The sequence below is a fragment of the Dolichospermum sp. UHCC 0352 genome (genome assembly GCF_009711925.1).
Classification (GTDB): domain Bacteria; phylum Cyanobacteriota; class Cyanobacteriia; order Cyanobacteriales; family Nostocaceae; genus Dolichospermum; species Dolichospermum lemmermannii.
On the sequence record NZ_VIKY01000139.1, the window covers coordinates 1 to 14705 of the forward strand.

10 protein-coding genes and 2 pseudogenes are annotated in these 14705 nt (G+C 38.1%); 8 read left to right on the forward strand and 4 right to left on the reverse strand.

Translation table 11 applies throughout. From position 1 onward, the window contains the following. Nucleotides 1–58 precede the first annotated feature (58 nt). From mtnA to FJR06_RS09470, 5 genes and pseudogenes are all read left to right on the forward strand, one after another. Nucleotides 59–1096, forward strand: coding sequence for an S-methyl-5-thioribose-1-phosphate isomerase (gene mtnA / locus FJR06_RS09450; RefSeq protein ID WP_015078313.1), 1038 nt, complete (start codon nucleotides 59–61; stop codon nucleotides 1094–1096). Between the two features lie 168 nt (nucleotides 1097–1264). Next, nucleotides 1265–2044 carry a transposase gene (locus FJR06_RS09455; protein ID WP_371723719.1) on the forward strand — a complete coding sequence of 260 codons (780 nt, stop codon included), beginning with the start codon at nucleotides 1265–1267 and terminating at the stop codon, nucleotides 2042–2044. Further along, a pseudogene (locus tag FJR06_RS09460) lies at nucleotides 1977–4097 on the forward strand (peptidase domain-containing ABC transporter); the annotation flags it as partial. The gene FJR06_RS09455 and the pseudogene FJR06_RS09460, both read left to right, overlap by 68 nt. A gap of 2 nt (nucleotides 4098–4099) precedes the next feature. Further along, nucleotides 4100–5140: pseudogene (locus FJR06_RS09465) on the forward strand (HlyD family efflux transporter periplasmic adaptor subunit); the annotation flags it as partial. A gap of 394 nt (nucleotides 5141–5534) precedes the next feature. After that, entirely contained in the window at nucleotides 5535–6272 is a 738-nt protein-coding gene (locus FJR06_RS09470; protein WP_168651299.1) for a peptidylprolyl isomerase, read from the forward strand. Nucleotides 6273–6464: 192 nt separating this feature from the next. On the opposite strand, the gene FJR06_RS09475 is transcribed toward FJR06_RS09470, so the two are convergent. The 3 genes from FJR06_RS09475 to FJR06_RS09485 form a co-directional block, all read right to left on the reverse strand. Next, the gene (locus FJR06_RS09475; RefSeq protein ID WP_168651300.1) at nucleotides 6465–6689 is read right to left on the reverse strand and encodes a hypothetical protein; all 225 of its coding nucleotides are present in this window, start codon (nucleotides 6687–6689) and stop codon (nucleotides 6465–6467) included. 432 nt (nucleotides 6690–7121) lie between these two features. Beyond that, nucleotides 7122–8081, reverse strand: a complete 960-nt coding sequence (locus FJR06_RS09480; protein WP_168651301.1) for a DUF4351 domain-containing protein — start codon at nucleotides 8079–8081, stop codon at nucleotides 7122–7124. Nucleotides 8082–8465: 384 nt separating this feature from the next. After that, the gene (locus FJR06_RS09485; protein ID WP_015078329.1) at nucleotides 8466–9452 is read right to left on the reverse strand and encodes an ATP-grasp domain-containing protein; all 987 of its coding nucleotides are present in this window, start codon (nucleotides 9450–9452) and stop codon (nucleotides 8466–8468) included. 278 nt (nucleotides 9453–9730) lie between these two features. On the opposite strand from FJR06_RS09485, the gene FJR06_RS09490 reads away from it, so the two are divergent. Next, nucleotides 9731–9988 carry a hypothetical protein gene (locus tag FJR06_RS09490; protein ID WP_015078330.1) on the forward strand — a complete coding sequence of 86 codons (258 nt, stop codon included), beginning with the start codon at nucleotides 9731–9733 and terminating at the stop codon, nucleotides 9986–9988. A gap of 143 nt (nucleotides 9989–10131) precedes the next feature. Here FJR06_RS09490 and FJR06_RS09495 read toward each other — a convergent pair whose 3' ends face one another. Continuing rightward, entirely contained in the window at nucleotides 10132–12258 is a 2127-nt protein-coding gene (locus FJR06_RS09495; RefSeq protein WP_015078331.1) for a M3 family metallopeptidase, read from the reverse strand. Between the two features lie 681 nt (nucleotides 12259–12939). Between FJR06_RS09495 and FJR06_RS09500 the strand changes: the two genes are divergently transcribed. After that, nucleotides 12940–13317, forward strand: coding sequence for a DUF1823 family protein (locus FJR06_RS09500; protein ID WP_168651302.1), 378 nt, complete (start codon nucleotides 12940–12942; stop codon nucleotides 13315–13317). 312 nt (nucleotides 13318–13629) lie between these two features. Next, complete coding sequence (locus FJR06_RS09505; protein WP_168651303.1) at nucleotides 13630–14673, forward strand: 3-deoxy-7-phosphoheptulonate synthase; 1044 nt, start codon at nucleotides 13630–13632, stop codon at nucleotides 14671–14673. Nucleotides 14674–14705: the final 32 nt, after the last annotated feature.

Genomic DNA, 14705 nt, shown 5'->3' on the forward strand with positions numbered 1-14705 from the left:
TGACCGATAATTTATCTTGCAAATGCTTCGCCCCTACTGACAACTGACAACTAACAATATGGTTTATCCCGTTATTTGGCGCAATAATTCAGTATCACTCATTGATCAAACTCGCTTACCTAATGAATATACAGTGGTGGAGATTCACCGCAGTGAAGATATGGCACAAGCCATTACAACCATGATTGTGAGAGGTGCGCCGGCGATAGGAGTGGCTGCGGCCTATGGAATGTATTTAGGTGCAAGGGAAATTGAAACAAGCGAAATCCAAGAGTTTTTGACTAAACTGGAAACAGTCGCTAATTTGTTGCGTTCTACCCGTCCCACTGCGGTAAATTTGTTTTGGGCCATTGGCAGAATGATGAAAACGGCTTATGAAACCGTGGGAACAGTCGCCGAAATTAAACAAGTTCTTTTAGAAACTGCCCAAAAGATCAATGCCGAAGATCTACAAACCTGTCAAGCTATAGGTGATCATGGTTTGGCAGCATTACCGCAAACCCCAGACCAACTAATTATACTCACTCATTGCAACGCTGGGGCATTAGCCACTGCCGGTTATGGGACAGCATTAGGTGTAGTCCGTTCTGCGTGGAAAGAAGGACGTTTAGCCAGGGTATTTGCTGACGAAACCCGTCCCCGGTTACAAGGTGCAAAACTCACCGCGTGGGAATGTGTCCAAGAAGGCATTCCAGTGACAGTAATTACCGATAATATGGCTGCCCACTGCATGAAACAAGGTTTAATTGATGCTGTAGTTGTGGGTGCTGATAGAATTGCTGCTAATGGTGACACTGCCAATAAAATCGGAACTTATAGTTTAGCTATTGTCGCCAAAGCTCATAATATTCCCTTCTTTGTCGCTGCACCCTTATCTACAGTAGATTTTGAATTAATTGATGGTAGTCAAATTCCCATTGAAGAACGTCACCCAGCAGAAATATATCAAATAGGTGAAACTATCCTCACCCCTCCAGGAGTGGAATTTTATAACCCGGCTTTTGATGTCACACCTGCTGATTTAATTACCGCCATTATTACTGAAAATGGGGCTTTTCTGCCAGGTGATTTATTAAAGGCTAAAAAGATGCTTTAATTTTTGGCGTTGCAGATAGCCTACGTGGTGTAGCCATATTGGCGGATGATTTTTGGAGGTAGAGCCGAGAATCTCTACCCATGTAAAGTCTCTACAAAGGTATTAAACGGATGCGAAATTATTTTCATCCCTAAAATAAGGCCAAGCTCTCATTAAGAGGGAACTAGGATGCTTGCGGAGTTTGATTTTTACGAGATTGAACCATTTATGTATACATATCAATGGACAAGTAGTAATAAAGCGGGGAGCAATTCTTCAAGTAACTTGTTAACAGATTTTCAGCGACAAATGCTGTTAAAATCATTACAAGAACATCGCTCTCAATCCCAGCGGCAACGGATTCAAATTATGTTGTTAGCGGACCAAGGGATAACTCAAGCAGAAATTTGTCAAATTTTGGGGTGTTGTCCCGCAACCGCTAGACATTGGATACACATAGCTCGTCAGGGAATGGCGCATCAATGGCAAGATTGTCCGATTGGTCGCCCTAAATTAGTTAGTAATGAATACTTACAACGATTAAAAGAATTATTTTACAGTAATCCTCGTGATTATGGTCATGTTTCTCAACACTGGACATTGAATTGGTTACAGAAACATCTATGCGAAGAATTTGGCTTTGAAGTGAGCGATCGCCACTTTAAGCGACTTCTCAAACAAATGGGCTTATCCACTCGACCGAAACCCAGTCATGATGGACAAAATAGCCCAAAATCGGCTACAGAACCCAAAATATCAATTGCTGACCTCAAAAAAGCAAATACCACCGATTCCTCAGAAATTATACCTATTAATTTTCACAAAGCAGTAAAGGATTCAGACATTTATGGCGCACAATATATCCGCTCAATTAGTATCTCTGCAACAAATCAACAATACATTGGGGTATTCACTAACCGCAGAAGAATTTTATCACTATCTTCCCGAACTTCAGTCTATCAACCCTAAAGTCGGCAAATTCTGGACAGGAAAGAATGTTGAACCGGGCATTTACATTATCATTACGGGCAAAGTCAGACTATTAGATGATAGAGATGAATTAATTACTACCCTAGAGCCTGGAGAATCTTTCGGTGAATTTACTTTGTTTTCCGAATCTAAATTTCAGACTTATGCAGCCAGAGCTTCAGCAAATTTACAGTTATGCTTCTTGCCAGAAAAGTTACTATTGCCATTAATAGCCAAGTATCCCCAAATTCGAGAACATTTATGGGAGAAAGCATACTCACTCCTGAGAAACACAGATTATACACCCATAAAACCAAGCTCTCCAGAGAACGACAATTCAGATTCAACCCCCTATTTGACCTCAGAATCAAAAATTAGTAAAGCCTATTTTCCCAGTCCCAGACAACGGGTGGGGCATTTATGGCAAAAGGTAATGGGGCGCTATCCATTCTTTGCTCAACAAAGTGGTTCTGACTGCGGGGCAGCTTGTCTAGTCATGGTGTCCCGGTATTGGGGGAAACGTTTTAGTGTAAATCGCTTGCGTGATATTGCCAATGTAGACCGCAATGGTGCATCCTTGCGGGGGTTATTAACAGCAGCAGAAAGTCTAGGTTTTGCCACTAGACCTGTCAAAGCTAGTTTAAAGCAGTTAGGAAAGCAAAAATTACCTGCTATTGTTCACTGGGAAGGCAAACATTACATAGTGGTCTACGAAATTACCCCTAAATATGTAATTGTGGCAGACCCTGCTATTGGTCAACGCACCCTCACCCATGAGGAATTTAACAACGACTGGACTGGTTATACATTGTTGTTACAACCGACAGCAATGCTCAAAGAAACGAAAGAGACATCTACACCTTTTTGGCAATTTTTTGAGTTAATAAAACCCCATTCTGTAGTCATGTTGGAAGTATTTATCGCTTCCATATTCATCCAGATATTTGGCTTAATTACCCCCCTATTTACCCAATTAATTTTAGATCGGGTAGTGGTACAACGGTCAGAACTGACCCTGACAGCAGTAGGAATAGGATTGTTGATTTTTAGCCTTTTTCGGGTGGCTATGACGGGTTTAAGGCAATATCTTTTAGATCATATAGCTAATCGGATAGACTTAGCATTAATTGTCGGTTTTATTCGCCATACATTGCGTTTACCCCTGAGTTTTTTCGAGACTCGTTATGTGGGGGATATTATTTCTCGCGTGCAGGAAAACCGCAAAATTCAACGCTTTTTATCGGGTGAAGCATTATCAATTCTCTTAGATTTATTCACTGTCTTTATCTATGTGGGCTTGATGTTTTGGTACAGTTGGAAAATGGCATTATTAGCTTTAATAATTGTGCCACCCTTTGCCTTATTAGCCTTAATTGCCACACCTTTTTTACAAAGGATTTCCAGAGAAATATTCAATGCAGTCAACAAAGAAAGCAGTTATTTAATAGAAGCTTTAACTGGTGTGAGAACTGTCAAAGCCACAGCAGTAGAACAAACAGTAAGATGGCATTGGGAAGAGTTATTAAATAAAGAGGTAAAAACCAACTTTTCCGGGCAAGTTATCGGCAATAATTTACAAATTTTCAGTAACACAATTGAAGCAGTAGCTACCACAGCTTTATTATGGTTTGGGGCATATTTAGTAATTCATAATCAGTTAACTGTGGGACAACTAGTAGCATTTAATATGCTGCTGGGTAATATTATTCGCCCCTTCCAACGGTTAATTGTCTTATGGAATGAATTGCAGGAAGTTGTGATTGCAGTAGAAAGAATTAACGATGTTTTAGACACAGAACCAGAAGAAGACTTACAAAATCAATCACGGCAGAATTTACCACCAATTCAGGGGCATATTCGCTTTGAAAACGTCACATTTCGCTATCATCCAGAAAGCGATATTAATATATTAGAAAACCTCAGTTTTGAAATCAAACCCTGACAAATGGTAGCTTTAGTGGGACGCAGTGGTTCAGGAAAAACCACCATTTCTAAATTAGTTATCGGCTTATATCCCCCCACAGATGGTAAAGTTTTAATTGATGAACAAGATAACAACAACAAAATCAATCTCAACAATTAGAGAAACAAGCACAAATTGATCAAGCGCAACAGAATATTAATACCCTAAAAAATGCCTATCAATTTCAGAAAGAAGAAAGATTATCTCAACTTAATCAAGCGCGACAAACCCTAACTAATAGTCAAACTACTAATCAATTAGCAGAGAGTAGTTTATTAAGTAGTCAGCGAGAAGTAAAACGCTATAGTCAACTCAGACAACAGGGAGTAATTCCAGAAATAAATTTAGTAGACAAGCAAGATATCGCTAAGGAAAAGCAAAAATTGTATGCACAAACCCAATCAGATGTTCAACAAGCTAAGTTACGTTTAGCAGAACAACAAAGTAGTTATGAGCGAAATTTTCGCCAAGCTCATGCCGATATTGAACAGGCTAAATTGCGACTGGGAGAACAGCAAAGAAGCTATCAAACTTTAACCCTTTCTGGTCAGTCAGCGGTGTTAAAAATTGCTGAACAGCAGAAAAGTTTAGACACAGATATTAGTTCTCTCAAATCAGATATTTCTCAAACTAAACGCCAAATTGATGCCTTAAAATTTCAGTTGGGACAGCGAGAAATTAAAGCTTCTGTCAATGGTATATTATTTCAATTACCAATTCAAAAACCCGGCTCAGTTGTGCAAGTAGGGACAATGGTTGCCGAAATTGCTCAAGATAATTCACCCTTAATAATTCGAGCGCAAATGGCAACTACAGACAGTGGTTTTTTGCGGTTAGGATTACCAGTAAAACTCAAATTTGATGCTTATCCTTTTCAGGATTATGGTATTATCTCAGGAGAGTTAATTAAAATTTCTCCTAATACGATAGAGATAGATACAGCTAATGGCAAAGTAGCCGCTTATAACTTAGAAATTTCTCTCAAACAAAGTTGTATTCCCACTGCTAATAAATGTATTCCTTTGCGTCCAGGGGATACAGCAACCGCTGAGGTAATTGTCCGTCAGCGACGAATTATTGATTTTCTACTTGACCCATTTAAAAAATTGCAACAAGGAGGAGTGAAATTGTAGAAAATTTATCGAATTACCTCCCTTAGTCCCCCCTTGTTTCCCTCGTTCCCATACTCTGTATGGGAATGAATTACGGAAGGCTCTGCTTTCATTAATACTAAGTCATGGAGGCAGAGCCTCTAGGTAGCATTCCCAGTCTGAGACTGGGAACGAGAAGGGGGGAAACAATTAATTCAGTCCCCTCTCTTTAGTCTTTCCCCTCGTTCCCATACTCTGTATGGGAATGAATTACGGAAGGCTCTGCCTTCATTAATACTAAGCCATGGAGGCAGAGCCTCTAGGTAGCATTCCCAGTCTCCGACTGGGAACGAGAAAAAATTCATCGAATTGTCCCCTCCCCTTAGCAAGGGGAGGGTTAGGGTGGGGTATAATTTATGTATTTAGGGAGCAAATTATGTCAGAAAGCATCACCATTACCCAATCAGATATTTTACAACAAATTAAATTATCCTGTAAAATACCTGAGTTAGTTGAGCAAATTATCAGCCGAAAAGTGATTATAACTGCTGCGGAAGAAGCAGGGATAAAAGTAGAAGTTGAAGAATTACAAAAAGCAGCGGATTTTCTGCGATTAAATAATGACCTGACCAGTGCTAATGACACTTGGAAATGGTTAGAAAAACATAGTTTATCTATAGATGATTTTGAAGATATAGTCTATACTGGTGTGGTTACTGCTAAGTTAAGCAAACATTTATTTTCTGATCAAATCGAACCTTTCTTCTTTGAAAATCAGCTAAATTATGCTGGTGTGGTTATGTATGAAGTTGTATTTAATGATGAAGATCTAGCAATAGAACTTTTTTATGCAGTCAAAGAAGGAGAAATGAGTTTTTATGATGTAGCTCACCAATATATTCAAGATATAGAATTACGTCGTAAGGGAGGATATTTAGGAATATTAAATCGTCGGGATTTAAAGCCAGAAATATCTGCTGCTGTCTTTGGTGCCAAACCCCCACAGGTAATTAAACCGATAATTACTTCTAAAGGGGTACATTTAATTTTTGTTGAGGAGATTATTCAGCCGGAATTGAATGATAAATTGCGTCAGGAAATTGTTAGCGATTTACTATTAAGTTGGATCAAAAAACAGGTTAATCAAACAGAGATTAATGTTAATTTCGAGTGATTTAATCACAAAAATGTTCTCGTTCCCATACTCTGTATGGGAATGAATTACAGAAGGCTCTGCCTTCATTAATACTAAGTCATGGAGGCAGAGCCTCTAGGTAGCATTCCCAGTCAGAGACTGGGAACGAGAAACGAGAAAAAAAATGTAGGGTGGGTTAGCTATAGCGTAACCCACCATTTAATAGTGTGGTTAGTGGTGATGCACTTCTCCCTCACGGACTATAGATGCACCAGCACCAATCAGGGCTACACCTATCTGAAATGGACTTGTGAAAATCCCCAACACTATCAGTACTGTTCCAAATATTCTTGTAAACCAAGAACCTCCATTAATATCTAAAATCTCCCCGTCATTAAGTTCATACAAAAGTTCAGATTCAGAGGGATTAATATCAGCAATTTGAATGCGAGCCATTTTGGTATTCTCCTTGGTTTTAAAAAATCAAAAAATCTAGAAGAAATCGGAAATGTTGTACTTTTTCATTTCCCGACTACATCCTATGAAAAATAAAACCCTCTGTCTAGAGACTTAGACAAAATAAAAGTGACATAATTGTTTCAGTTTTGTCACTTTCAATAGCTTGATGATAACAGCATTTTCCGCACAAATATCCGTAAAATTGCCTTTTTAGGTTGAAAATATCACTAAAAAACGCACAATTACGGATTAAAAATAGCCAAAAAAAGTGACATAATTGCTGCAATTTTGTCACTTTTGCCTATTAACTTAAATACAAACAAATGCCCGACTTATTTAAGAAGTCAGGCATCTATCTTAATCAAGACTTATTTCATGTACTTTATTGCTAATCTACCTTACATATATTTGAAGATTTCAACAAGAGGATTAATTTAATTGCAACCAATTAAGTAAATCCGCCATACTGCTAAAATCTAGTAAAGCCTCGCTTAAATTTTCCAACTGATTAACAGAAAGAGATTGAATCCGCTGTGTTGTTTCCGGTGATAATTCACCTAGTCGCCTTTTAAGCAGTTTTAAAATAACTAACCGTTCTCCTTCCTGTCTACCTTCTTCTATTCCCCGCTCGTAACCTATGCGCTCACCAGTGGTAATATATCTCATAGTTCGCTCCTGCTCGAATTTTTTATACTCCGACCACAATTGATTTTCCAATGGTTTTGGTAAAATCATCACCCAGTCTATAAAGCGATACAGGTTACGAATATCTTGCTCTTGTAAGCCTAAATCGTATAACCTGCGAATTAAACTGAATTTCCAGATTTTGCGTTTTTGGGGATATGAGCGCGTTTGCTGGGTTTTCAAATGCGCCATAACCACTGTAGCAAAAGGATTCTTACTATTTTCTAACTCTTGCCACCGTTGTTCATAATCTAACAGTTTAATGCTACCAAATTCAAAATTTAACTTTGTCTGGGGATAATTGTAACCGTAATTACTCGGTCGCCATTCACGGTTTGTGTCACATAAAATCGCCAAACTGGTTGCGGGTTGACCAAAACTGTCAAAAATGCGATAATTGTAGGTAAACATCCGTTGACTGAAATTATCTTCTTTTTTTCCCTGAATTTCTACATGGACTAATAACCACAATTGTTCACCCTGAATTTGCCAAACTTTGACTAATTGATCAGCATATCTCTTTCCTTGTTCGGCTTCACGGGTAATTTGTTGAAATTCTTTATCGAGAAATTCATAAGGACGTTCCCAGTCAATTAGTGCCTCGGTTTCGGGAAAAAAGAATTGCATTGCTTGGGGAAAATATGCGTTGAGAATTTCTTTCCATGGACTATCAAAATCAGCCCGTTTATTAATAATATTGGTCATGAATTAATGGCAGATGATTATTTATCTTACCTCAAATTATTAGTTACTGAATAAAAGTTATATAATCTGAATTATAGATATAGCTATTCTCCCTGGTTTGTGAAGGGATTTTTTGGAACGAACCACAGAGGACACAGAGGACACAGAGGTAGAGAAAAGGAGGTATTTATGTCTTATTTAGGATACATAATTGCAGCAATTATGTCCCTTTTATTTTTTACTTTCAATATAAACAGATACCCGACTTCTTTAAGAAGTCGGGTATCTATATTAATCGAGGCTGATTTAATGTATTCTTTTGCCAACCCACCTACGCTTTAAATAGGGATTAATCTGATGGAAACTCCAGCAATTTTTCACTCCTATTGCTTTTTTCAGCCAGCCCTAACTATCATTCTCTAGGACTTGGAGAATTTTCAGATAAAACTCTTCCACCCTTTTTGCTGCTACTTCACCACTAGCAGCATAGTGATTTAGACCAGGAGAACCATTGACTTCAATGAGCGTATAATCTACCATCGGCATAGTTATATCATGGGTGAGTATATCCACCCCTGTTAATCTTAATCCCATATCTTTAGTAATGTTAATTGCTAATTTTTGAAAATCAGGATGAATCCTTTCAGAAAAATCTACTGCTTCACCTCCACTGGATAAATTAGCACTATCCAAAAGATAGATAATATTATTATGAGGAATCACACTATTCCAATCAATATTTTGCGTTTTTAATTTTTGGGAAATGCGAAAATCATCAAATTTAATCACATTTTTTCTCCCCATGTTCAAAAATTTTTCCTGTTTTTGTTGAAGTAACTCTAAAACATTAGATATACCATCACCAACAACAAATAAGGGAATTCTTTGATAAGCGGTAATCACCTCATCATCCAAAACAACAATTCTATAGTCATTACCACTATAAAACTTTTCTACAATCAATCCTGATTTAATTTCAAAGATTTTATGAGCTACATCATAATATTCTGCCTGATTATATACCTTAGTCACCAAAATGCCTTGACTAAGATTCAGAGGTTTAACAATTACTGGAAATCCGATTGATTGTGCATAATTAAATCCATCATGAATATTTCTAGGATGAGCTATTTTCGCACATAACTGATCAGTAAAAAATGTCTTACCCTCCGTTACTCGATATCCAAGCTGCTTGAGGAAAAAATTACTATAGGCTTTATCTTTGACTAACTCGGCTGAAGCAAGACCGTTAATATTCAATTTGGCATAACTAAAAACTGATCTTTTCCCGTTTTTAAAAGTAATATGCCCAACTAATTTATATTCTGGTTCAAGTAAAACCACAGCCCCTATTTGTAATGCTACTTTTTGGATGATTGATGTAATTGACATTTTTATTTTGCAAGATGATCTCAAATGATTGAAGCTTGGTATGGTTTATACCAATATTTCTTGTCTCTATTTAAGTTTAAATACTGAACTAATACAGTATATATTAGTCCGAATTAAATAAAAGCAAAGATTGTCAGAAAATAAGTTGTTGCACCAAGTATTGACAATTTTTAAAATATGTAATAACAAGGTGGCATCATCAATAAAAGACGCTAGTAAATCTTTGGTTAAGAGACATACTAACGCCCTTCACTCAAGTTCTTATGCATAAAATAATCATGCCACAAAATACGGATTACAAAAATAGCACTTCAGAAGATCTCACAATTCCTGCGGCAAGAGAAGATAACGCCTACAAAAAAAGGCTGAATGGTTGGGCTGTAGCCCGTATCGTTAGCGAACGGGAAAAAGTTATTGTTTCCCGGTTTCGCAGTCGTTCTGATGCCGAAGGCTATATTCAACACATCCGTCAGATGATTCCTGATACTGTTTTTGAACTTTTCTTTGATTGCCAACGGGAAGAAGTTGTCGTGTAAATTTACGGAATGGCTGACTGGTGCAAGGGAAAAATTATCTTCCCCAACCTCCCCAACCTCCCCAACCTCCCCAACCTCCCCAACCTCCCCTACTTCCCCTACCACCCCTACCACCCCTACCACCCCTACCACCCCTACCACCCCTACCACCCCTGCTTATCCGAACAGCATTGAGTCAGCAGCCCATTGTGCTTAAGTAAAGCCTTGGTACTGGGTTCTCGTCCCCGGAAGGTTTTAAAGACATCCATGGGATGCTGACTGCCACCTAGTGCTAAAACCGTATCTCGGTAACGTCTGCCAATGGCGTGGATTGCGGCTTCATCTTCTAAGCCCGCTTCTTCAAAAGCAGCAAAAACATCAGCACTGAGAACCTCAGCCCACTTATAACTATAGTATCCGGCTGCATAACCCCCTTCAAAAATATGACCGAAAGCACATAGAAACGCATCCTCCGGCAATGGTGGTAATACAGTTGTTAACTTAGCAATGCGGTGTCGCAGATCTGTCACGGTTTCCTGACTATTGGGAGAATAGCGGTAGTGTAATTCCAAATCAACACTACTAAAATCTAGTTGCCGCAACATAGTTGAACCGCTCATGTAATTACGTGCTGCCAACAATTTTTGGTAATAATGCTCTGGTAATGATTCCCCTGTTTGATAATGTTTAGCCATACCAAACAAGGTTTGGCGGTCATAGCACCAGTTTTCCATAAATTGGCTCGGTAATTCCACAGCGTCCCACTCAACATTATTAATACCTGCTGCTCCCAGATAATCCACCTTAGTCAGCATATGATGTAAGCCATGGCCAAATTCATGGAACAGTGTCTCCACCTCATCAAAAGCCATCAAACTCGGATTCCCATCCACAGGGGGAGTTTGGTTACAAATCAAATAAGCTACAGGGAGACGGATAGTAGTCAAATCATTTTCTGTAACTTTCCTCCGGTGAATGCAAGCATCCATCCAAGCCCCACCACGCTTTTCTGCGGGACGGCTGTAAGCATCTAAGTAAAAATAAGCAATAGGTTCACCATATTTATCAGCAATTTGGAAATAACGCACATCCTCATGCCATATTGGGGCTTGGCCATCAGCCGGTGTCACCGTCACCCCAAAAAGCCTTTTTACTAGCCCAAATAGCCCATCTAGGACTTGAGGGAGGGGAAAATAGGGCAGTAATTCTTCCGCAGTAAAAGCAAATTTTTCTTCCCGTTGCCGTTCAGCCCAAAAGCCAATATCCCAATGCTGCAAATTTTCGGCTTCTGCTGCTCCCTTGGCTTTAGCAAAGGCTTTGAGTTTTTCTAAATCTTTGACAGCAGCATGATAACTAGCTTGACGGAGTTCTTCTAATAGTTTTTCGACAGAGGCAACATCTTTGGCCATCTTACTAGCCAAACTCAGTTCAGCAAAAGTCTCAAAGCCAATTAATTGAGCTAGTTCTTTTCTTAACTCTAAAATACGGATAATCAAAGGATTATTATCTAATTCCCCAGAAGATGCCCTGGTAATATAAGCCTTATAGATTTTTTCCCGTAAATCCCGCCGGGTACTGTGCTGCATGAACGGGAAATAGCTAGGAAAATCTAAAGTAATATGCCACGGTCCATGTTCTGGTGTAGCATTTTCCTCTCCAGCCGCCCGCGCAGCTTGGGCTGCAAGACTCAACAAGCTACTTGGTAAGCCATCAATGTCATTGTGGGTGGTGAGAATTAAAATAAAGCCTTTAGTGGCATCTAGAACGTGATTAGCAAATCTAGTCGCTAGTTCTGCTAATTCCATTTGGATATTATTAAACCGTTCTCTGTCTTTTCCTTCTAAACCAACACCAGACAATTCTGCATCTCGAATTGCCGCTTTGATAATTCTCTGTTGGGCTGAATTTAAAGTTTCCCAGGTAGGACTATGGCGAATTGCTTTAAAAGCATTATAAATAGGTTTGCTTTGTCCCAGGATATTCATAAACTGAACTACTTGCGGCTGTACCTTTTCATAGGCAATACGTAGTTCTGGACTATTTTTTACACCCATTAAATGATTTAGGATTCCCCAACTCCAATTTAGCCGTTCTGTCAATTTTTCTAGAGGTTCTACTAAGCCGCTCCAAGTAGGCTCTATATTTGCCTCTAAGTCAGTTAATTGCTTTTCAAGTTCTCCTAACAGATAACTAAAAGCTGGTTCGACTTGCTCCGATTTAATAGCCGCAAATGCGGGTAAACCAGAGCTTTGAAGTAGGGGATTCTGATAAATAGTAGCAGTTGCACGCATGGTAATGAGCTAATAGCCGATGAATTAATTGGGAACAACGATTGATTTTTCTTTATATAACTAATAATTTAGCGTTACGACAAAATTTCGCATTGCTAGAATGGCAATCTTACTAAACAGAATACAGAAGTTAGGAGATTATGAGCAATTAAGTAAGGTTTTATACAATAAATAATTGAATCTACCTCAATTCTTATGCCAGTTATACAAAAAAGTTCATTTTGATAGCGTAGCGTAGTGTGGCGTAAACCATCCTCCTGCAACTTTTAACAACTGAATTCCTGTTTGATAACTGAGATACATCATCCAGAAGCTAAAAGCAGAATTGTAGCAATTATTTTCAAAATAATGACTTTTATTTTGTCGAGTTTTGTGGTGATAATTCACCATAATCAATTTTGAATACTTAATAAAGTTATGAAATTTTGACTTTCTGTTTTGCTGACACTGCGCTAGTGTTGTTAAGTTCTGCTCATGTATTAGCAGAACTTAAAACTAAAACAATTGAGTACAAGCAAGGAAGTACAGTATTAGAAGGATGTCTTGCTTATAATGATGCTATTGAAGTTAAGCGTACCTTTACTAAGTAATATTTTGTGGGTTTGAACACTGATTATATCTGCAAGGGCTGGTAATTGGTAAAATTATCATCTGTTACCTGTTCCCTGTTTTCTCAAAATTATGTCTCATCTTCCCCCACTAAATACAGAAACAATTTGGGCAATCATTAATGATAAAATTGATGATGATACTGTAAAAAAATTATTATGGTATCACCTGGGTTATCGCTATAATCCCATTACAGACACATGGACTAATAGTGAAGTAGCACCAACCTGGAGAGATGAATATCCACAACCACCGGATTTTATTGATTCTCGTCCAGCAATTATGAAATTGACTCGTTCTATTCCTCCAGAAAATAAACAGGCTCTCAAAGAAAAACTCGGTTTTAAAGGTTACAAAATCGGTGAATTTAGTCCGCGACAAACTCGCAGAGCCACATCAGCAAATTGGTTATTAAGTTATATGTTAATAACCACTGGTAAAATTGAGTAAAGTTACTATATTTAGTAATTTTCCAAAAATATCCCCTGCTTCTCTAAGGTTGGGGACAGGAGCTTTTTATCTAAATTTCTGGATTAAATTATTGTTTTATGTCCAAATGTTATGGAAATAACACGGACTTATCTTGTATTTTTCTGAAAAACTGTGTATATTAATATATTCAACCCTTGCATAGAGTAATCTGATCTAAATTTGTGCAACTTGTTTTTTTAACAAACTACTTTAGGCTTAAAGAGAACAAGAAACGTTTTCACAGATATTTGAGAATTACTACCGTATAACACAAATCCAGAGATTTCTGCTATGATCCACAAATTAATTAACACTAACATTAAGAGTTCTCATGTTTTACCAACTCCTAATGAAGTGAAGGCAAAATTACCTTTAACGAAAACTGCTGAAAATACAATTTTAAAATTCAGACAAGAAATAGAACATATTCTAGATTTTCAAGACCGACGTAAATTCATTGTCGTCGGTCCTTGTTCAATTCATGATCCAAAAGCAGCCATAGAATATGGAGAAAACTTGCTAGGTCTAGCCGAAAAAGTTCAGGATAAACTGCTGCTAATTATGCGGGTTTATTTTGAAAAACCCCGAACTACAGTAGGCTGGAAAGGATTAATTAATGATCCAAAAATGGATGATTCTTTTCATGTAGAAGAAGGAATTTCAATTGCCAGGAACTTACTATTAAAGTTGACAGAGTTAGGATTACCAACTGCCACAGAAGCACTTGATCCCATCATCCCTCAATATATCAGTGAATTGGTATCTTGGTCAGCAATTGGCGCAAGAACCACCGAATCGCAAACACACCGAGAAATGGCCAGTGGTTTATCTATGCCGGTGGGATTTAAAAATGGTACAGACGGGAATATTCAAGTTGCAGTAAATGCGCTTAAATCAGCGAACACACCCCATCATTTCCTGGGTATCAATCAAAAAGGACAAGTGAGTGTATTTCAAACTAAAGGAAATGCTCATGGCCATGTAATCTTGCGTGGAGGAACTCAGCCTAATTTTGATGCAGAGAACATTAAACTAGTAGAAGAACAATTAAAAGCAGCCAACTTATCACCAAGAATAGTTGTTGATTGTAGTCATGGTAATACCAACAAAGATTATAGATTACAATCCATAGTCTTTGAAAATATTATTCAGCAAATAATAGATGGCAATAATTCCATCGTCGGCATGATGCTAGAATCAAACTTGTACGAAGGTAGCCAACCGATAACCGGAAAACGAGAAGACTTGCAATATGGTGTTTCCGTAACAGATAAATGTATCAATTGGCAAGAAACAGAAAGAATTATTTTAGCTGCTCACGCTAAATTGGAGTAAACCGACAGCATTTTTCATGTATTTACACCGTA